Annotated in this window: 16 protein-coding genes; 8 read left to right on the forward strand and 8 right to left on the reverse strand. The window is 61.2% G+C overall.

Features of this window, described 5'->3' with window-relative positions:
• Window positions 1-12: 12 nt before the first annotated feature.
• The 7 genes from AC2S2E_RS01390 (at window position 13) to AC2S2E_RS01420 (ending at window position 8,067) form a co-directional block, all read left to right on the forward strand.
• The gene (locus AC2S2E_RS01390) at window positions 13-1,359 is read left to right on the forward strand and encodes a glycosyltransferase (protein ID WP_486523468.1); all 1,347 of its coding nucleotides are present in this window, start codon (window positions 13-15) and stop codon (window positions 1,357-1,359) included.
• Window positions 1,356-3,524, forward strand: coding sequence for a glycosyltransferase family 4 protein (locus AC2S2E_RS01395; protein WP_486523469.1), 2,169 nt, complete (start codon window positions 1,356-1,358; stop codon window positions 3,522-3,524). The genes AC2S2E_RS01390 and AC2S2E_RS01395 overlap by 4 nt, the downstream gene beginning before the upstream one ends.
• Window positions 3,525-3,885: 361 nt before the next feature.
• On the forward strand, window positions 3,886-4,464 hold the full coding sequence (gene rfbC, locus AC2S2E_RS01400; protein WP_486523470.1) for a dTDP-4-dehydrorhamnose 3,5-epimerase: 579 nt from the start codon (window positions 3,886-3,888) through the stop codon (window positions 4,462-4,464).
• Window positions 4,455-5,516, forward strand: coding sequence for a dTDP-glucose 4,6-dehydratase (gene rfbB / locus AC2S2E_RS01405; RefSeq protein ID WP_486523471.1), 1,062 nt, complete (start codon window positions 4,455-4,457; stop codon window positions 5,514-5,516). The genes rfbC and rfbB overlap by 10 nt, the downstream gene beginning before the upstream one ends.
• Entirely contained in the window at window positions 5,513-6,406 is an 894-nt protein-coding gene (gene rfbD / locus AC2S2E_RS01410; RefSeq protein WP_486523473.1) for a dTDP-4-dehydrorhamnose reductase, read from the forward strand. The genes rfbB and rfbD overlap by 4 nt, the downstream gene beginning before the upstream one ends.
• On the forward strand, window positions 6,403-7,275 hold the full coding sequence (rfbA, locus tag AC2S2E_RS01415; RefSeq protein WP_486523474.1) for a glucose-1-phosphate thymidylyltransferase RfbA: 873 nt from the start codon (window positions 6,403-6,405) through the stop codon (window positions 7,273-7,275). Before rfbD ends, rfbA begins: the two co-directional genes overlap by 4 nt.
• A 129-nt stretch (window positions 7,276-7,404) precedes the next feature.
• On the forward strand, window positions 7,405-8,067 hold the full coding sequence (locus AC2S2E_RS01420; RefSeq protein ID WP_486523475.1) for an LLM class flavin-dependent oxidoreductase: 663 nt from the start codon (window positions 7,405-7,407) through the stop codon (window positions 8,065-8,067).
• A gap of 37 nt (window positions 8,068-8,104) precedes the next feature.
• Here AC2S2E_RS01420 and AC2S2E_RS01425 read toward each other — a convergent pair whose 3' ends face one another.
• Entirely contained in the window at window positions 8,105-9,187 is a 1,083-nt protein-coding gene (locus AC2S2E_RS01425; protein WP_486523476.1) for an IS5 family transposase, read from the reverse strand.
• A gap of 115 nt (window positions 9,188-9,302) precedes the next feature.
• Between AC2S2E_RS01425 and AC2S2E_RS01430 the strand changes: the two genes are divergently transcribed.
• A complete protein-coding gene (locus tag AC2S2E_RS01430) occupies window positions 9,303-10,034 on the forward strand; it encodes an LLM class flavin-dependent oxidoreductase (protein WP_486523477.1) in 732 nt (243 codons plus the stop codon).
• Window positions 10,035-10,073: 39 nt separating this feature from the next.
• On the opposite strand, the gene AC2S2E_RS01435 is transcribed toward AC2S2E_RS01430, so the two are convergent.
• The 7 genes from AC2S2E_RS01435 to AC2S2E_RS01465 all read right to left on the reverse strand — a co-directional run bounded on the left by AC2S2E_RS01435 (window position 10,074) and on the right by AC2S2E_RS01465 (window position 18,548).
• On the reverse strand, window positions 10,074-11,042 hold the full coding sequence (locus AC2S2E_RS01435; RefSeq protein WP_486523478.1) for an ABC transporter substrate-binding protein: 969 nt from the start codon (window positions 11,040-11,042) through the stop codon (window positions 10,074-10,076).
• Window positions 11,017-13,587 (reverse strand): TonB-dependent receptor plug domain-containing protein, encoded by a 2,571-nt coding sequence (locus tag AC2S2E_RS01440; RefSeq protein ID WP_486523479.1) that lies wholly within the window; start codon window positions 13,585-13,587, stop codon window positions 11,017-11,019. The genes AC2S2E_RS01435 and AC2S2E_RS01440 overlap by 26 nt, the downstream gene beginning before the upstream one ends.
• 136 nt (window positions 13,588-13,723) lie before the next feature.
• Entirely contained in the window at window positions 13,724-15,058 is a 1,335-nt protein-coding gene (locus AC2S2E_RS01445; RefSeq protein ID WP_476104387.1) for an LLM class flavin-dependent oxidoreductase, read from the reverse strand.
• An 11-nt stretch (window positions 15,059-15,069) separates the two neighbouring features.
• Window positions 15,070-15,879 carry a class II aldolase/adducin family protein gene (locus AC2S2E_RS01450; protein ID WP_486523480.1) on the reverse strand — a complete coding sequence of 270 codons (810 nt, stop codon included), beginning with the start codon at window positions 15,877-15,879 and terminating at the stop codon, window positions 15,070-15,072.
• Window positions 15,880-15,910: 31 nt separating this feature from the next.
• Window positions 15,911-17,143: a rhodanese-like domain-containing protein gene (locus AC2S2E_RS01455; protein WP_486523481.1), complete on the reverse strand. Its 1,233-nt coding sequence runs from the start codon at window positions 17,141-17,143 to the stop codon at window positions 15,911-15,913.
• Window positions 17,140-17,721: a cysteine dioxygenase family protein gene (locus AC2S2E_RS01460; protein WP_486523483.1), complete on the reverse strand. Its 582-nt coding sequence runs from the start codon at window positions 17,719-17,721 to the stop codon at window positions 17,140-17,142. The genes AC2S2E_RS01455 and AC2S2E_RS01460 overlap by 4 nt, the downstream gene beginning before the upstream one ends.
• On the reverse strand, window positions 17,718-18,548 hold the full coding sequence (locus AC2S2E_RS01465) for an ABC transporter ATP-binding protein (RefSeq protein ID WP_476104393.1): 831 nt from the start codon (window positions 18,546-18,548) through the stop codon (window positions 17,718-17,720). The genes AC2S2E_RS01460 and AC2S2E_RS01465 overlap by 4 nt, the downstream gene beginning before the upstream one ends.
• Window positions 18,549-18,551: the final 3 nt, after the last annotated feature.

Here is an 18,551-nt window from a genome sequence, read left to right on the forward strand (position 1 = left end):
GCTGACCAAGGCATGACACGCATTATCGCATATGACCTGTGTCGACTGTTCATTGGCCCGAATTTTTTGACGCCACGCGGAATTGACCGCGTGGATCTGGCTTTGGCCAGCCACATTTTCAGCGATCCGCAGACCCCGCACATGGGCGTTTTACCAACTCCCATGGGTGTGCGCGCATATCCCGCATCAGTGACGCGTCAACTCTTGGAGCATTTGCAAAATGTCTGGAATGAAAATCCAGATACAGATGGCGACCCAAAGCTGCAATGGCTTATCAAAGACATGACCGCATCATCTCCGCACGAAGAGCAATCTGCCCATTCAGGGGCAGCAGGCTTAACGCGTCTGCACGGGGCGTGGCGTCATATCAAAATGCTTCGTCAGATCGGGATCAAGATTGGCGAAAATGCGGCCCGATCCATTCCAAAAGACGCGATCTACATGAATATCGGTCAGATCGGCTTGGCTGTGCCATCCTTTTTTGAATGGTTAAATCAACGACCGGATATCACATGCGCGATGATGGTTCATGACACGATCCCACTCGACCACCCGGAACTTGTCAAGCCTTCGTCTGTCGAAAACCATGCACGCATGTTGCAGACGGCGGCACGACACGCTGATTGCTTCCTTTTTGGCACCGCCTTTGCCAAAGCTTGCGTCGACGAGGTGGTCAAACAAAAGCATCGTCGGATCGTTCCGGGAATGGTCCGACCACTGCCAATACCTTCAGCTTTTACGCAGGTTCGAGAGGCCTTGCCCGAATTGGCCGAAAAGCACTATTTCGTGGCGATATCATCGATCGAACCTCGCAAGAACTTTGGCCTGCTTTTGCGGGTCTGGTCGCGCTTGCTGGAGAAAATGGGCGAAAACACGCCTCATCTGGTGATTGTGGGGGCACCAAGTTTAAATGCGACCCACATTCTGGCTCCGTTGGTCGAGGTGCAGGGCCTGCGGCGGCGGGTCCATGCTGTTTCCGGCCTGTCCAGTCCATCGCTTGCACGTCTTGTCGCAGGCTGTGCGGCTTTGCTCAGCCCATCCCTGGCGGAAGGCTTCGGCCTACCACTTTTGGAAGGCATCGCCATGGGCGTCCCGACGATCGCGTCGGATATTACCGCGCATCGCGAAATCGCCCATGCTACTACGACGCTGCTGCCGCCAGATAATGTCGAAGCATGGGAAGCGGCAATACTGTCTGTCGCGCGGCGCTATACGATCGACATCCCGCCCGTGCCACAGCACATGACCGAAGCCGCATTCTGCCATGATATTCTGAAGTTTGTCGAAGCAGTTCCGCCCAAAGGCAAAGGTCTGTCCAAACTTGACGGCGCACCTATCAAATTGGAGATTTCAGCATGATCACGAGGGGCAGCTTTCCTAAAAGGATCAACTTGCTTGGGAAAAGGGCTCTAACGAGAGAGGCGGATCAACAACGCAACCAGCGCAACTGGAATCGTGCAGCAGAGCTTTATCAGGAATTTCTGGATTCCGTTGGCTACAATTTTCTCACGTTTGGCTATGTCGTCCAACTGGGCAACTGCCTGAAAGAGGCCGGGCGCCTTGAAGAAGCGCTTGCCGCCTATGATCAGGCCATAAGAATCAACAGCGACAATTCCGATCTGCACCTGCAACGAGGGCACTTATTCAAGCTTTTGGGCGATATGCCCGAAGCCGCCTGGTGCTATCAACAGGCCTATAATCTTGACCCCAAAAATGAGCACGCGCGGCACGAGATCGAGGCGAGCGGTGCGCTTGCTGTGGCTGGCATTGAACTGCCGGCGGGCGGTGCCGGGCTTCACACCATCTGGTTCGATGTCACGGATTTCATTGATTACGCCCGCCACAATGTCAGCTTGAGCGGCATCCAGCGCGTTTGCGGCAATCTCATGCTCAGCGTGCAAGAGGCGCGGATCAAGGGCTATCGCATCGTTCCGGTTTTGCCGGAATATGATACGGGCCGGATTTTTTCAGTAAGCTACAACACATTTATCGAACTGGTCGAATTGTTTCATGCCACGCATGTCAATCGCGACGAAATTCTTCGCAACGTCGGCAATGTTGAACGGTCAAAATCGCTAGCCAGCCCATCTGCGGGGGATATTTTTGTCATTGCCGGCGCGTTCTGGATCATAAATCGCTATGATCGAGTGGCCGAACTTCGCCGGAACGGCATGAAATTTGGCCTATTTATTCATGACCTTATCCAGATCCGCAACAAAGACTATGTGATGCCGGATGCGGTCGACCGCTTCAACATTCAGCTTTCCGATGCTTTGGAACTTTGCGATTTCGTCCTGACCAATTCGGCCTATGTGCGCGATGACGTCAAGCTCTATCTTGAACAGACGAAACATCTTAACATTCCGGTCAAGGAAGTGCTTCTTCCAACCGAACTGAATATCGTTGAGCTTCAAAATTCCGCAGCAGAATTGAGCGACCCCAAGCTGAATTTCGTTATCGAAAACGACTATGTATTGGTCGTTTCCACCATAGAAATTCGTAAAAATCACAAGCTCTTGATCCAGGTTTGGGAAGAGCTTCGCAAAGAAATGGGTGACAAGGTCCCCTATTTGGTTTTTGTCGGCAAATGGGGTTGGCAGATCGACACCCTGCACGCCTACATCGATAATCAAGGCTATGAGGACGATTGGCTGTTCATCTTCAACGGCATTTCCGACGTGAAGATGGAAACGCTCTACAAACGGGCGATGTTCACGGTCTATCCCAGCTTTGCTGAAGGTTTTGGCCTGCCGATTGGCGAAAGCCTGGCCTATGGCAAACCTTGCCTTGCCTCGAACACGACGGCCATGCCCGAGGTTGGTCGCGAATTTGTACGGTATTTTGACCCATTCGACTGGCAAACCGCGCTCGACGCCATCAGGCGTCCCATTGTTGACCGCGCCGACCTGCAAGCATGGCAAGACAGTATCGCCAATTCGTTCAAGCCCAAAAGCTGGCGCGACTTTTGCGACGAATTTTACCAATCGGCGATTGAATGTGCCGTGGCCTCTTCGGATGATCCCGACCATGCTCTCCCGCTTCTCCCCGCTCGCCAGGTCATCACCGGCGGCGATCACGATATCCTCGTCTCGGCAGCCGAAGATCGCCCCATCATCACATTCCGCGCGGCCCGTGCACGCAACTGGCACGGTTGTGAACACTGGGGAGTGTGGACTTCTGACCGTCGCGCCGAAATTGCGTTCCGAACCGATCTGCCGGAAGGTTCGCAGGCCGAGATCTTCCTGCGCCTGCACCGCCCCAGCACGAGTGATCCAGACCCATGCGCGATTGTCGATGGCGGCGCAGGATTGACCACGGTGACGCTGACACAGCATCCGACCTACTATCGTTTTCTGGGCGCCGTCGGCCCCAACGGGACCATTCACATCAGCCTTCTGGCACGGGGCAAGTTCACCCCGCATGACCCGCGCAAGATCTATATCGGCTGGAGCGGCCTTGCCTACTGCGCCAGCGGCAACACTGCAGATCTGCAAGAAACGATCCTTCGTCTCATTCCTCGTTGACCCTGTCTCCCGGTTGACACCTTGGTTCCATATTTTTCGGAAGGGGCATAACTCGCCCCTTCCGCCAAGGGTCCGAGCCGCACGGTTGGGATGCACCAGGCGATAGCGTGCTCCCCACAGCGGCATAACTTGTTCCCCAAAGCCTCCGGCAAAACCCGTGCCGTCCACAGCGCAGGCTTGATGAAGTCGCGTCATTACCGTTTCGCCACAATGTATCAATTTTCGATCAAATCAGCCGCCAACACCTCTGGATCAGCGCCAGATCGATCAAGATAACATCGATTTTGCATTCAGTTCGCCAAGACAGGCCATTGGGAAACTGGCATCGCCATCGTCGGCACTTGCAGAGCGACGACGGACGATGGAATTCAGAAAATTCGACATTGCCGGCCCGGTTGAAATCATCCCCAAAAAGCTGGGCGATGAACGTGGTTACTTTACCGAGGTTTTCCGCGAAGACTTGTTTTCGCAGGCCGCTGGCACGGTAAGTTTTGTTCAGGAAAACCAGTCGCTGTCGGCCCGCGTGGGCACGATCCGGGGCCTGCATTTCCAATCCAACCCCATGGCGCAGGGCAAATTGGTGCGATGCGCGGCCGGCGCCATTCTGGATGTGGCGGTCGATATCCGCCATGGTTCGCCCACATTCGGCCAATGGATCGCGGTCGAACTGACGCCCGAAAAATGCAACCAATTGTGGGTGCCGACCGGCTTTGCCCATGGGTTCTGCACGCTCAAACCCGACACCATCGTCGCCTATAAGGTGACGCAATATTACAGCCCCGACCATGACAAGGGCGTGATGTGGAACGACCCCGCCATTGGCGTTGCATGGCCCGACCTGGCCGATCCGGCCACTCTTTCGGGCAAGGACAAGGTGCAGCCGCTGCTGGCCGACCTGCCCCCCTATTTCAGCGATAAGGGACTGGTCGGATGCGCGTAATCGTCACGGGCGGGGCGGGCTTCATTGGGTCGGCGCTGGTGCGTCATCTGGTGCTGGAACGCGGGTTTGATGTGCTGACCATCGATGCGCTGACCTATGCGGGCAATCTGGGCTCGCTGCGCGCGGTGGAGGGGCGCGGCAACCACCGCTTCCTGCACGCCGATATTCGCGATGGCGGCGCCATGGCCCGCGCCATCGCCGATTTCCGGCCCGACCGCATCATGCACCTGGCCGCGGAAAGCCATGTGGACCGTTCGATCACGGGCGCGGCGGATTTCATCATGACCAATGTGGTGGGCACCTTCACCCTGCTGGAGGCGGCCCGCACCTATTGGAACGGGCTGACAGACGCGGCCAAGGCGGCGTTTCGCTTCCTCCACGTTTCCACCGACGAGGTTTATGGCAGCCTCGACCATGATCCGGGCGCGCTGTTTCAGGAAACCACGCCCTATGATCCCTCCTCGCCCTATTCGGCGTCCAAGGCGGCCAGCGATCATCTGGCCAAGGCATGGCACCGCACCTATGGCTTGCCGGTGGTGGTGTCCAATTGCTCGAACAATTACGGACCTTATCATTTCCCGGAAAAGCTGATCCCGCTCACCATTCTCAACGCGCTGGCGGGGCGGGAATTGCCGGTTTACGGCGCGGGCGAAAATATCCGCGACTGGCTCTATGTCGAAGATCACGCGCGGGCGCTCGACCTCATCATCGAACGGGGCAGGCCGGGGGAAACCTATAATGTCGGCGGGCGCAATGAACGCCGCAACATCGACGTTGTGCGCCGCATTTGTCAGGTTCTTGACCGACTGGTGCCGGGTGACGCCCCGCGTGAAGGGCTGATCCGTTTCGTCACCGACCGGCCCGGCCATGATGCGCGCTATGCCATTGACGCGACAAAGCTGGAAAATGAATTGGGATGGCGCGCGCAGGAAAATTTCGACAGCGGCATTGAAAAGACCGTCCAATGGTATCTGGACAATGCATGGTGGTGGCAACCGCTGCGCAAGGATTATGACGGCGAAAGGCTGGGCCTGCTGGAGAAAACCGCGTGAGGATCGCGGTGACAGGCAAGACCGGGCAGGTCGTGACATCCCTGATCGAGCGCGCGGGCAAAGGCGTGACGATCATCCCGCTGGGCCGGCCGGAGATGGATCTGGCCAATCAGGCGACAATTGCGCCGGCCATCGCGGCGGCGCGGGCCGATGTGGTGGTCTCTGCTGCCGCCTATACCGCCGTGGACAAGGCCGAGAGTGAAGAAGAGATTGCCTTTGCCGTCAATGGCACCGCCCCCGGCCTTGTGGCGGCGGCGGCCAATGGGCTGGGCTTGCCGGTGATCCATATCTCGACCGACTATGTTTTTGATGGCTCAAAAACCGCGCCCTATACGGAAAATGATCCTGTGGCCCCGCTGGGCGTCTATGGCGCTTCCAAACTGGCCGGAGAGCAGGCCGTGCTGGCCGCCGCGCCCGATGCGGTCATCCTGCGCACGGCATGGGTTTACAGCCCATTTGGCAATAATTTCGTGAAAACCATGCTGCGCCTTGCCGAAACACGCGACGAACTGGGCGTGGTGGGCGACCAGATCGGCAATCCGACCAGCGCGCTCGACATTGCCGATACGGTGTTGGCCATTGCATCACGCCTTCATACCGCCCCGGAAACGGCGCCGCGCGGCATTTTCCATATGACCGGCGAGGGTGAAGCCAGCTGGGCGGATCTGGCCAAAGCCGTCTTTACCGCCAGCGCCGATGCAGGCGGGCCGACGGCCCATGTCCGCGCCATCACCACGGCCGATTATCCCACGCCCGCGGCAAGGCCGGCCAATTCCCGACTGGACGGTTCGCGCCTTGCGCAGGCCTATGGTTTGCATCTTCCCAACTGGCGCCAATCGGTTGCCGCCATCGTTGCCCGCCTTGTCAAACAAAAGGACGAAATTGCATGAAGGGTATCATTCTGGCCGGGGGCAGTGGTACCCGTCTGTATCCCATGACCTTGGCACTGTCGAAACAACTGATGCCGGTTTATGACAAGCCGATGATCTATTATCCGCTGACCACCCTGATGCTGGCCGGGATTCGGGACATTTTGATCATCACCACGCCGCATGACGCGCCGGCCTTTCAACACCTGTTGGGCGACGGCAGCCAGTGGGGCATCAGCCTGACCTATGCCGTCCAGCCCGAACCAAAGGGGTTGGCGCAGGCCTTTACAATTGGCGCGGATTTTGTGGCGGGCGGGCCGTCGTGTCTGGTTTTGGGCGACAACATATTTTTCGGCCACGGCTTGCCGGAAAAAATGCATGAGGCCCGTCAAACGCTCGATGGCGCGGCGGTCTTTGCCTATCACGTGGCCGACCCGGAACGCTATGGCGTGGTTGAATTCGATGAACACCGCCGCGCCATTTCCATCGAGGAAAAGCCCCTTGTGCCCAAATCGAACTGGGCGGTGACGGGGCTGTATTTCTATGATGCCGATGTCGTCGATATTGCGGCCAATCTTCAACCTTCCGCGCGCGGTGAACTGGAGATCACCGATATCAACCGGGCCTATCTGGAACGGGGAAAGCTCAACGTGATGGAAATCGGGCGCGGTTATGCCTGGCTTGACACCGGCACTCCCGACAGCCTTCTCGAAGCGGCCGAATTCGTGGCGACACTGGAACGGCGCCAAGGCATGAAGATCGCCTGTCCGGAAGAAATCGCATGGCACATGGGCTTTATCGACGACACCGGCCTTGAACGCGCCGCAACCCGGCTGGGCAAAGGCAATTACGCCACGTATCTGCACCAATTGCTCAAGGCTAAACGGTAACAGGTGACGGCGGAGTCCCGTGGAATGCCTGGGCCTCCGCCCTTTCTCATAAGCCTATCAGCAGCATTCGTTTTTTCGCGTTCTTGGGCGCGCCTATCTTTGGATCACCAACAAGCCTGGAGATCCATCATGCCCCAAACCCGCCAACTTCACTTCGGCGCCATTCTTGAAGGCGTGGGCACCGATCAGAATGGCTGGCGCGATCCGGCGCTGCCTTCGGACGCCAGCATCAACATCGACTGGTATATCGAGAATGCGAAGAAGGCCGAAGCCTCGCTCTTCGACCTCGTGTTCATTGTCGACAGCCCCTATATCACCCCCGACACCGCGCCCCATTTCCTCAACCGGCTTGAACCGCTCACCCTGCTTTCGGCGCTGGCCACGCATACCAGCCGGATCGGTCTGGTGGGCACGCTGACGACGTCCTATTGGGAGCCGTATAATGTGGCGCGCCAGTTCGGCAGTCTCGACCATATCAGCCGTGGCCGCGCGGGGTGGAATGTCGTCACCACCGGGCTTGAGGGCGCGGCGCGTAATTACAGCCGTGATGAACATTTCGACCATGCCGAACGCTATGACCGCGCGCTGGAATTCGTCCGCGTGGTGCAGGGATTGTGGGATTCCTATGAGGATGACGCCTTTCCGCGCGACAAGGCGGGCGGCGTGTTCCTCGACAAGGTCAAGCAGCACAAGCTGGACACCTCGAAGAACCATGAGATTTGGCCTGCTTGCGGGATTGAGGATCACGCGGGGGCGTTGATGCCTGATTTTCGGCCATTCTTGCCTGCGTGATGTTTGCTCGTGCCCTTTTCTTTGGGGGTATTGCCCTTCAAGCGGGCACAATACGCCCCTCAAGCCAGGCGAGGCGCTGGAAATTATAGACGAGGTTGGCCATGCCGATCTTGATGGTGGCGCGGGCGATACCGATGGTGCGCACGACCAGCCCCATGCGATGTTTTTGGCCAGCGAACACATGCTCGACGTGAGCGCGGATTTTGGATCGCCGGGTGTTGGCCTTGGCGGTCCGCTCGGGAAGTGAGCGTCGCGGTTTTCGCCGCTGATGGATATGGCTTTTGAACATGCGGGCGGCGAGGAACGCTTCGTTCTTCTTTGACCGGTAGGCGGTATCCGCCCAGACGCCCGAGCCGGTGTTGCCCTTGCTGATCAGGTCTGGCAGCCGCGCCCCATCATGGGCGTTGGCGGCGCTGGCACCCCAAGTGCGGATCAGGCCGTGGGCCTTGTCGATGCCGATATGATTCTTGTAGCCGAACATCGGGATGGCGAGATCAACAGGCTTCGCGGCCTTCGGGTCGGCACCCTCGCGGACTTTGGCTTTGCTGTACTTGATCGACCAGCGCGCATCGCGATCCTTTTGCCGCGCCTTGGCCGGCTTCCAGTCCTCGGGCACTCGGCCTTCCTTGATTGCTGCCTTCTCCGCCTCGGTATTACGCTGCTTGGGCGCCGGAACCACGGTGGCATCGACGATCTGCCCACCCATGGCGAGATAGCCCCGGTCCTTCAGCGCACCGTCAAAGCGTGCAAAGAGTTTGTCGATCGCCTTGGCCTGCACCAGGCGTTCGCGGAAAAGCCAAACGGTGGTCGCATCCGGCACGGTGCCCTCAAGGCCGAGCCCCAGAAACCGCTGGAATGAAAGGCGGTCCTTGATCTGGAACTCGGTGGCTTCGTCGGACAGCGAGTACAGCGCCTGAAGAACCAAAATCTTGAACATCAGCACCGGATCGAAGGGCGGGCGCCCGCCCTTGCCGCGAACACTGCGCCGGAGCGCTGCAATCAGCGGCCCACGGAAAACCTCGAAATCTACAACGCCCGACAAACGCTCCAGCGGATCTCCCGCCGCGCTCAGCGCATCGTACCGGTCCGAAAGATCAAAGAAACCAGGCTGTCCTACCATCGCCGCCTCCGCCCATCGCGAAAGCCATTGAATCAGTTCAGGCCGCTACGCACCAGAGGTTTTTCGAGGCGTCCAGCTGGGTCACAAGGGCAAATTTTTCCGCGTCGATGGCCCCTTGGCGCTGGAACGCAGCGCACAGGGCCAGCCGGTGATCTTTCAGGCGGGCGACAGCGATGCAGGCCGCAACCTGGGCGCCCAGATTGCCGAGGGCACCTTTGCCGCCGCGCAGGACATCGAAAGCGCTCAGCACTATTACGCCGACCTCAAATCCCGCGCCGCCGCGCTGGGGCGCAATCCCGATCATATCGTTGTGCTGCCCGGCCTGTTTCCCACCATCGCCGACACCGACGAGGAAGCCCAGCGCCTGCATGCCGCGCAGGAGGAAGCGCTCAGCATCGACAAGCTGCTGGTGGGCCTGGGCCGCGCCTTCAACTATCACGATTTCCGTCAGTATGATCTTGACGCCCCCTTCCCCGACCTGTCGGGCGTGACGCTCAACAGTTACAAGGGCCATGCCGAAAGGATCATCCGCATCGCACGCGAAAAGGGTTATACGCTGCGACAGGCCGCATGGGAGCTGGGGCGCTGGCGATCGCCCTTTATCGGTTCGCCCGAAACCATTGCCGACGAGATCGAGCGCTGGTTTGTCGGCCGCGCCGCCGATGGGTTCAACCTGCGCGTCACCAATCCGCGCGATTTCCAGATCTTCCGCGAGCGCGTGATTCCGATCCTGCAACAGCGCGGCCTGTTCCGCACCCGCTATGAGGCCGACACTCTGCGCGGCCATCTGGGCATTCCCGTGCCGGAAAATCGCAACGCCGCCCCCATGGCCACGGCGGCGGAGTAAGAAGATGCGGCGGCAGGCGACATCCCCCGCCGCCGCCGGCTATTCCATCAATCCGGGCGCCACCAATGCGCCCACATCCACCCGGCGCGGCAAAACGCCATAATCGCTGTAAAACCGATCCGCCGCGCGCTGCACACTGGCCACAAAAGCCGCATCGGGCGCGCGCAGCCCCGGTGTCTGCCGGCGCACCAACCGGCCCACCAGCGCCGCATCCACACCGGTCTGGCGAGCATAAAGCGCGGCATAATCATCCATATGCTGCGCACACCAGCCATCGGCCCGCGCCATCCGACGCAGCACATCACGCAGGGCTTCGCGCTTGGCCGGATTGTCCAGCGCCGCCTCGCTTACCGCGATCACCGAATAGCCCGGCCCGATACCCCGCCCATCGCGAAGGATGCGCGCGCCCGCTGCCTCGGCGCGCAATTGATAGACGCCGAAAGTGGCCCATGCGGCAATCTGGCCATTGGCAAAGGCGCTGGCCGCCTCCACCGGGGGCATGAAGCTGATCTTCACCTGATCGGGCCTCAGCCCCGCCTCGCGCAAGGCTTCCAGCAAGAGATAATGCGAGATCGAGCCGCGCGCGGTGGAGACCACCACCTGCCGCCCCCCCAGATCGGCCACGCGCGCGATGGACGAGCCGCCCGGCACGATCACCGCCATGGCTTCGGGCGCAAATTGGCCGATCGCGGCGATTTTCAACCGGCACCCGGCGGCGGCGGCCAGCACAATCGGCAGATCGCCCGCAGGCGCCGTATCCACCGCCCCCGCGTTCAGCGCCTCCAGCAAGGGGGCCGCGCCCTGAAAGCTGGCCCATGTGATGGGATAGGTCACGCCATCCAGCGCCTTGGCCGCCTCCAGCCGCCCCTGCACCAGATGCACCTGATCGCCCAGCACCAGCCCCTTGGCCCCGCGATGGCAGGCCGCCAGCCCCGGCAAAACGCCGAGGCTGGCCACCATGCCACCCAGAAAGCCGCGCCGATCAGAAAGCAAGCGCGAGCCGTCCATAATAATAACCTCCATTGGTGTTATAGGGCGCCGGGCCGTAATAGCCTTGGCCGGTCTGCGGGCTGCCGGGGCCGTTCAATTCGGTGCGCACATTGAAAAGATTGGTCGCGCCCACCTGCAGCGTGGCAAAGCGGGTCACCTTGGCCGAAACGCTGGCGTCGGTGATCCAACGCGGGCCGAAATGGCGATCATCGCCGCTGGCCTGACGATACCAATAGGCGCCATAGAGCGTGGTCCCCGCATTGACCGCGAAAATGCCCTTTTGCCATGCGCCATTGAAGGTCAGCTTTACATTGGGGTTGAGCGAGGTCAGTTCGCCCCGCCGGTCGCCCCCGAAAAAGACCGAGCCGGACGACAGCGCCACATTGGCAAGCGCAGCCGGCAGCGGCGCCACCCAATCCAGCTTGGTCTTATTATAGTCAAAGGCCGCCGTCAGGTTCAGCTTGCCCAAGCGGGCCAGATCGAGCCGATAGTCGGCCACCAGATCCACGCCATAGGTGGTGGTGTTGGCGGCGTTGAAGAAATATTCGGCCTGAATGCCGCTGCCCGAAACGCCATTGGCATTCAGGATCGCATCAATCCCGCCGCCATAAAGCCGCCCGGAGCGTTCGATGCGGTTGTGGATACGGATCCAATAACCATCAAGCGTCAGGCTGAGATTGCGCTGCGGGGCAAAGACCAGCCCCAGCCCGGCGTTGAGCGTGCGCTCAGCCTTGAGCGGCTGCGCCCCCAGCGCCCGGCCCAGCGCCGAATTGGCATTGACCAGCTTGGCCACGCTGGGCTGCGACACGGAAACGCCATTGACCGAGACGACCGAGGTGCGCCCATCGGTCTGGGTATAGCCGGTCTGGGTCAGCGATGGCGCGCGAAAGCCTGTGCCCACCGTGCCGCGAAGGGCCAGCGTGGGGGTGAAATCATAGCGCGAGTTGAGCTTGACCGAGAGCGGATTGCCCGAAGAATCGCTGTATTGTTCGGCCCGCACCGCCGCATCCACCAGCCATTTCTCGGTCGGCTTGATCGTGACATCGACATATTGCGCCGAAACATGGCGGCTGGTCCTTTGCGCATCGCTGTCCGAAAGCACGATGGCGCCCTGCACCACCGGCGAGGCCAGCGCGCCCACATTCCAGTCATAGGTCTGGTCGCCTGCCTTGTAGAAATAGCTGGCGTCCTGCCATGCCAATTTGTCGCCCGCCCAGGTCTGAAAGGCATCCTCGCGATATTCCGCGCCCAGAGCCAGCGTGATCGGCGCCGACAGGCCGACATCGAAATCGCGCGTCACATCCAGATTGTTGACCCATTGGCGCGTTTCAAACGTGGCCAGATTGGGCCAGAAGGTTGGGCTGGTCGGCCCCAGCGCCGGGCGCAGATTGACGCCGGACCATTCATGGTTGCGGTTTTTGCCATAATCGCTGGACAAATCGACATGCCACGCGCCCAGATTGCCGCGCAGGCCCAGTGTGGCTTCAAAATCATGTTCGTTGAAATTGATGACCGGGTAATAGCCATCGGGATAAATGGCCGAAAAATTGGCCGTCCCATTTGCGCGCCGATAATTGTTGCCCACCGCCGATGTGCGGTGCGAATAGGTGGCAAAGCCATAGGCCTCCACCCCGCCCAGCGGCAAGGCAGCGGTCAGCGCAATGTCATGAGCGGCAATCTTGGGGTCGCCATTGTGTGCGCCATCGCGGCTCCATGCGGCATTTTGCGCCGCGCCCGCCGCGATATTGCTGTTCACCTGTGCCAGCGAAAGCCCGCTGGCCGCCGCCACGCCCGCCGCCGTTTTGCCCGCGGGTATGCCATAGGCGTTGGTGTCCGTGGCCAGCAGCGTCCACCAGTTCATGCCGCGAAAGCGCAGATCCGCCGCGATATGCACATAGCCGCCATCGCCCAGTTCATGGCCATAGGCGGCCTGTGCCTTCCAGCTGGAACGGTCGCCCCGGCCATTATAGCTTTCGCCATAGGTGAAATCGGCCTTGAAGCCCAAGCTGTGGTCCAGATTGAGGTTGAACACGCCCGCGATAGCGTCCGACCCATATTGCGCGGCGGCGGAATCTTTCAGCAATTCCACCTTGCCCACCGCAATGCCGGGGATCAGATCAAGGTCGGGCGAATTGGCGCCGCTGGTATCCTTGGGCGCGGCATTGGCCATCAGGCTGGAATTGTGACGCCTTTTGCCATTGACCAGCACCAGCGTATAGGCCGAGGCCAGCCCGCGATTGTTGATATTGCGCACCACCGAAAAGAAGCCCGCGTCATTGGCGCCGAAATTGAGCGAGGGCAGCAGCTTGGTCAGCCCTTCGGTCAGGCCCACGCTGCCGGTCTGGGCGAATTTGGCGCCGTCCACCACCTCGATGGGCGCGGGGCTGTCGGTGACGGTGCGCGGAATGCCGCGCAGGCCGGTGACGACAATATCCTTGGCATCGGCGGGCGCATCAGAGGGCACGGGGGCGGCATTTTCCGCACAGGCCAGTTGCGGCACCGCGGCGATGGCAAGACCGGCCCCACCCAACAGGATGGCGCGCAGCCCATCGGCGATCTTCATACTCTATCCTTTTTGTTGAGATTTTGCCGGACGTCTAACGTTCCCGCCGTGATGCGGCCAATGAAGCATGGCCGCGCCATCTTGAGTTTTGTGAATAGACGGCGCGCGGGCATCTGTGGCCCGCGCGCCGCAATGTTTATGCCGCGTTTCGCGCGTTGCGGGCCGCGGTGTAACGGTTGACCGGCTTGTCCAGCCCCAGCGTCTCGCGGAAGGTGGCGCCATAGCCGGTCTTGTAAATGCCGCGCGCCTGCAACAGCGGCACGACCTGTTCGACGAACACTTCCAATTGACCGGGCAGCGATTCAAACAGGTTGAACCCGTCCGAAGCCCGGCTTTCCAGCCAGAGCTGGAACTTGTCGGCGATCTGTTCGGGCGTGCCGCTGAAATGGTTGCGCGGGGTGGCCACTTTCAAGGCGATTTCACGCAGGGTCAGCCCCTGATTGGCCCAGCCCAGCACCCGCAGCGAGGCCGACTGGTTCGATTTCAGCCCCTCATCGGCCACTTGCGTTGGAAAAGGACCATCGGGGTCATAGACGCTGAAATTATGATCGTTGAACGAGCGGCCCAGCGCCCGCAACGCATTTTCCAGCGTGACGAGGCTGGAGAGTTCCTCCTGCAGGCGTGCCACTTCCTCCTCGCTGCTGCCGATAATGGGCCGCGCGCCGGGCACGATGAACAGCTTTTCCGGGTCGCGCCCAAAACCGCGCGCCCGCGATTTCACATCGGCGTAAAAGAGCTTGGCCTCCTCAATATCTTCCTGATGGGTGAAGATCGCTTCGGCGCTTTTGGCCGCGAAATTACGGCCATCTTCGCTCGATCCGGCCTGAAAGATCACCGGCTGCCCCTGCGGACTGCGCGAGATGTTGAGTGGGCCTTTGACCGAGAGGAACTCGCCCTTGTGGTTGAGTTCATGCAAGCGGTCGGGGTCAAGAAACTGGCCGCTGGCCTTGTCGCGCACCAGCGCGTCATCTTCCCAGCTGTCCCACAGGCCCTGCACGACATCGAGATATTCCGCCGCCAGACGATAGCGCGTGTCATGGCCCAGGTGTTCGGCCTTGCCATAATTGGCCGCGCTGCCCTCCAGCCAAGAGGTGACGACATTCCACCCCGCGCGGCCCCCGCTGATATGGTCGAGCGAGGCAAACTGGCGGGCCAGATTATAGGGTTCGTTGTAAGTCACCGTCGAGGTGCCCACCAGACCGATGTGATCCGTCACCGCCGCCAGCGCGGAAAGCATGGTGAGCGGCTCGATGCGGTTGAGATAATGCGGGCTGGAGCGGGCATTGATCGAAACGCTGTCGGCGATGAACAGATAATCGAACAGGCCCTTTTCCGCCGCCTGCGCCTGTCGCTTGTAAAAGGGCAGGCTGGTGGAGGCATCGACCTGCGCGTCGGGATGGCGCCAGTCGTCCCAGCCGGGGCCGACGCCATGCAGAATGAAACCCAGACGAAGTTGGCGTTTGTTGGTCATTTGTGCGTTCCTTAAATGTCAAAACCGGGCAGGGTCCGCTGCACCTTGCGCAACACGGCCTCCCAAACGAGTTCGCCATGGCTCTTGGCCCCTTGCGCGGCGCGCGCGGCAGAAGGAGGCGCGGCGATCTGGCGCTTGGCCTCCTCGATCGCGAAATCGGGCGCCAGCAGCGCATGGTCGCGCCCGCCCGCCAGAGCGGCCACCTGCGCGCTGCAGGCTTCTTCCAGCTGATAGATCGCCGCCCATGCCTCGCCCGCCGTGCGGCCCAGCGCCAGCGTGCCATGGTTGCGCAGCAGCAGAAATTGCTTGTCCGCGCCAAGGTCGGCCTGCAACCGCTCGCGCTCGTCCCGATTGAGCGCCACGCCTTCGTAATCGTGATAGCCAAGCCGCGGGATGATATAGAGCGCGCGCTGCGAGAGCGGCAGCAGCCCTTCGGCATGGGCCGAGGCCCCCATCCCGTCGCGGGTGTGGAAATGGGCGATCCACTGCGCATCCTCGCGCACAGCATGGATGGCCGAATGGATCACATAGCCGGCATAGTTGATGCCATAATCGCTCTGGCCGATGATATTGCCGTCCAGATCGACCTTCACAAGGCTGGAGGCGGTGATTTCGTCAAAGGTGAGGCCGAAAGGGTTGATCAGGAAATGATGATCCGGCCCCGGCACACGCGCGGTGATATGGGTGTAGAGGAAATCATCATAATCATAGATGGCCGCGATACGGTAGAAAGCCGCCAGATCGACGCGGGTCTGCCATTCGGCATCGGATATGCCGCCGGGGCGTGTATCGGCCACGCGACGTTCTAGAACAGTTGCCATAGGGGGTGCTCCTTGGGGAACGGGGGATCGGTCAGATGACGAAGAAGCCGTGGGTGCCGTCGCGCTCCAATTGGGCGACAAGGCCATATTCCCAATCGAGATAGGCCTGCATGGCCGCCTGGGCATTGTCGGTGCCTTCATAGGGGCGCTTGTAGCGGCCCTCGGCCCCGCGCGGGGGCGGGGCGGCATCGGGGCCGATTTCCAGATCACCGGACAGCCCGCCATCGAGGACATAGACCTCCCAGCCAAGCTGGACGAGCCAGGAGGCGGTCATATCGGCGCGGGGGCCAAGATCATCGCAGAGCACAAGGCGAGCGCCGCGCACGGGCACGAAATGGTCGGTTTCCTGCACCAGTTGCCCGCCCTGCGCATTGCGGAAACCGGGCAGATGGCCTGCGGCATAATCCTCGGGCAGGCGGACATCATATTGGTAAAGCGTGCGGGCGGTATCGGCGCGCAAAAGGGCCAGTTCCGCCGCATCGATCCGCTTGACACCCGCGCGATAGGCCACCTCGCGGGCCTTTTGGCGGGCCTCGTCGATGAACGCGCCCTCGGGCAAGTCGGCGCGGCGCTGTTGTCCGGTTTCCAGTTCCTGCCCCGCCAAAGTCCAGCCGATCGTGCCATTGCGCAGCGCATAGATCCGGTTGGGCAGGCCAGCGTTGACCAGCGATTGCGCGCCGATGATGCTGCGCGTGCGGCCCGCACAATTGACGATGATCGTGGTGTCGGGATCGGGCGCCGCCGCCCGGGCGCGCAGCACCAGTTCGGCGCCGGGGCTGGAGAGGCTGCCCGGAATGTTCATCGTGGCATATTCATCGAACCGGCGCGCGTCGAGGATGGCAATGTCGGCCTTTTCCTCGATCAGTGCATGGACATCCTGCGCGGGCAGCGATGGCGTATGGCGGCGGTGTTCGACCAGCTCGCCAAAGGCTTTGGAATAGCTGTTCACATCCTCAAACAGCTCATAACCCGCCGCGCGCCAGCCCGAAAGGCCACCTGCCAGCGCATCGACCTGTGTAAAGCCCAGTGCCCGCAAATGGGCCAGCCCGGCTTCGGTCAGATCCTCGCCATTATCATAGACGACAATCGGTACATCCTTGCGCGGCAGCCGCCATTCGGCCTCGGCCGCGATGCGCCGCAGCGGGATTTGCGCGGCAAACAGCGGATGGCCCAGCGCGAATTCGGCTTCCTCTCGCAGGTCAATCAGCGCGATTTCCTCGCGCGCGATCAACGCCTTGCGAACATCATGGGGCGTAACAGTCATTTGGAGAGATCCCACAGATTAGGCAGGCTGGCATTGGCATAACCCGAGATGAAGGGCCGCGCCGCGCCATCCGGCGTGAAGGTTGAGCGACGCACCGCGCCGATATTGCCGCCATAGACATGGATCGAAATCGAGGGCTGATCCGTCAGCGCATTCGACACCTGATGGATGTCGCCGCGCGCCGGGCTCAGGGCCTCCACCTCGCCGGGCAAGAGCGGAAGCGGAGGCCCTTCCGGGGCCAGTGAGCCATCGCTCTGGCGGCGGAAATTGCGGGCGTTTTCCTGCCCTCGAAGCATACCGACCAAGCCCCAGACCGTGTGATCATGGATCGGCGTGCCCTGCCCCGGCCCCCAGACGAAGGAGACGACGCAAAAGCGTTCGCGGCTGTCGCAATGGAGCAGATATTGCTGATAGCGTTCGGGCGAAGGCGCGGCATAGGCTTGCGGAAGCCAGTCGTCATGGGCGACCAGCTGCGCCAACAGCGCTCCGCCCTCGGCAAGGATCACCTCCTCATCCTGTGTCCGGTCCAGCAGGGCCGCCAGCGAGGTGATAAAATCGCGCAGGCGGGTGATGCTCATGCCTCGCCCCCTTGCGGAAAAGGCACAAGGTTGGCGCCCACATCGACGGCGGAAAGCTCCTCGCCTTCGGGCACTTCGCAGCCCAGATGGCCCAGCAGGCGCTGGCGCAGATGGCGGCCCACCTCGCCGCGCTGGCCGCGCTCGGCGGTGATGCGCTCCTCGGCCACGATCCGGCCGGCATCCAGCACGATGATACGGTCGGCCAAGGCCACCGCCTCGTCCACATCATGCGTCACCATCAGCACGGCGGGGCGGTGTTGACGCCACAGTTCCAGCACCAGCCCATGCATCTTGATACGGGTCAGCGCATCGAGCGCGGCAAAGGGTTCGTCCAGCAGCAGCAGTTCCGGCTCGCGCACCAAAGCGCGGGCCAAAGCCACGCGCTGCGCCTCGCCGCCAGAAAGCGTGAGCGGCCATGCGTCAAGCCGGTGGCCCAGCCCCACCTCGCGCAGCGCGGCCTGCGCTCGCTCGCGCACATTGGCGCCCTTCAGGCCCAGCGCCACATTGCGCCATACCTTCTTCCACGGCAGCAGGCGGGCATCCTGAAACACCACGGCGCGGCTTTGCGGCACCACGACATCCTGATCCCCCGGATCATCAAGCCCCGCCAGCGTGCGCAGCAAGGTCGTCTTGCCCCCGCCAGACCGGCCCAGCAGCGCGACAAATTCGCCCGGCGCAATATCCAGATCGAGCCGGTCGATCACGGTATTCCGGCCAAATTGGCGGGTGAACTGGCGCAGGCGCACAAGGCCGCGAGGGGCGCGTCGCGCCGCCGGAGCAGAAGCCGTCTCGGCACGGAAATCCAGATAGGTCAATTGCGCTTCCATGGG

The organism is Novosphingobium sp. 550D (assembly GCF_057401885.1).

What these genes read in the sequence shown, in the direction of transcription:
- AC2S2E_RS01390 (WP_486523468.1), top strand. Translation starts at nt 13, where the DNA reads ATGACACGCATTATCGCATATGACCTGTGTCGACTGTTCATTGGCCCG.
- AC2S2E_RS01395 (WP_486523469.1), top strand. Translation starts at nt 1,356, where the DNA reads ATGATCACGAGGGGCAGCTTTCCTAAAAGGATCAACTTGCTTGGGAAA.
- rfbC (WP_486523470.1), top strand. Translation starts at nt 3,886, where the DNA reads ATGGAATTCAGAAAATTCGACATTGCCGGCCCGGTTGAAATCATCCCC.
- rfbB (WP_486523471.1), top strand. Translation starts at nt 4,455, where the DNA reads ATGCGCGTAATCGTCACGGGCGGGGCGGGCTTCATTGGGTCGGCGCTG.
- rfbA (WP_486523474.1), top strand. Translation starts at nt 6,403, where the DNA reads ATGAAGGGTATCATTCTGGCCGGGGGCAGTGGTACCCGTCTGTATCCC.
- AC2S2E_RS01420 (WP_486523475.1), top strand. Translation starts at nt 7,405, where the DNA reads ATGCCCCAAACCCGCCAACTTCACTTCGGCGCCATTCTTGAAGGCGTG.
- AC2S2E_RS01425 (WP_486523476.1), bottom strand. Translation starts at nt 9,187, where the DNA reads ATGGTAGGACAGCCTGGTTTCTTTGATCTTTCGGACCGGTACGATGCG.
- AC2S2E_RS01435 (WP_486523478.1), bottom strand. Translation starts at nt 11,042, where the DNA reads ATGGACGGCTCGCGCTTGCTTTCTGATCGGCGCGGCTTTCTGGGTGGC.
- AC2S2E_RS01440 (WP_486523479.1), bottom strand. Translation starts at nt 13,587, where the DNA reads ATGAAGATCGCCGATGGGCTGCGCGCCATCCTGTTGGGTGGGGCCGGT.
- AC2S2E_RS01445 (WP_476104387.1), bottom strand. Translation starts at nt 15,058, where the DNA reads ATGACCAACAAACGCCAACTTCGTCTGGGTTTCATTCTGCATGGCGTC.
- AC2S2E_RS01450 (WP_486523480.1), bottom strand. Translation starts at nt 15,879, where the DNA reads ATGGCAACTGTTCTAGAACGTCGCGTGGCCGATACACGCCCCGGCGGC.
- AC2S2E_RS01455 (WP_486523481.1), bottom strand. Translation starts at nt 17,143, where the DNA reads ATGACTGTTACGCCCCATGATGTTCGCAAGGCGTTGATCGCGCGCGAG.
- AC2S2E_RS01460 (WP_486523483.1), bottom strand. Translation starts at nt 17,721, where the DNA reads ATGAGCATCACCCGCCTGCGCGATTTTATCACCTCGCTGGCGGCCCTG.
- AC2S2E_RS01465 (WP_476104393.1), bottom strand. Translation starts at nt 18,548, where the DNA reads ATGGAAGCGCAATTGACCTATCTGGATTTCCGTGCCGAGACGGCTTCT.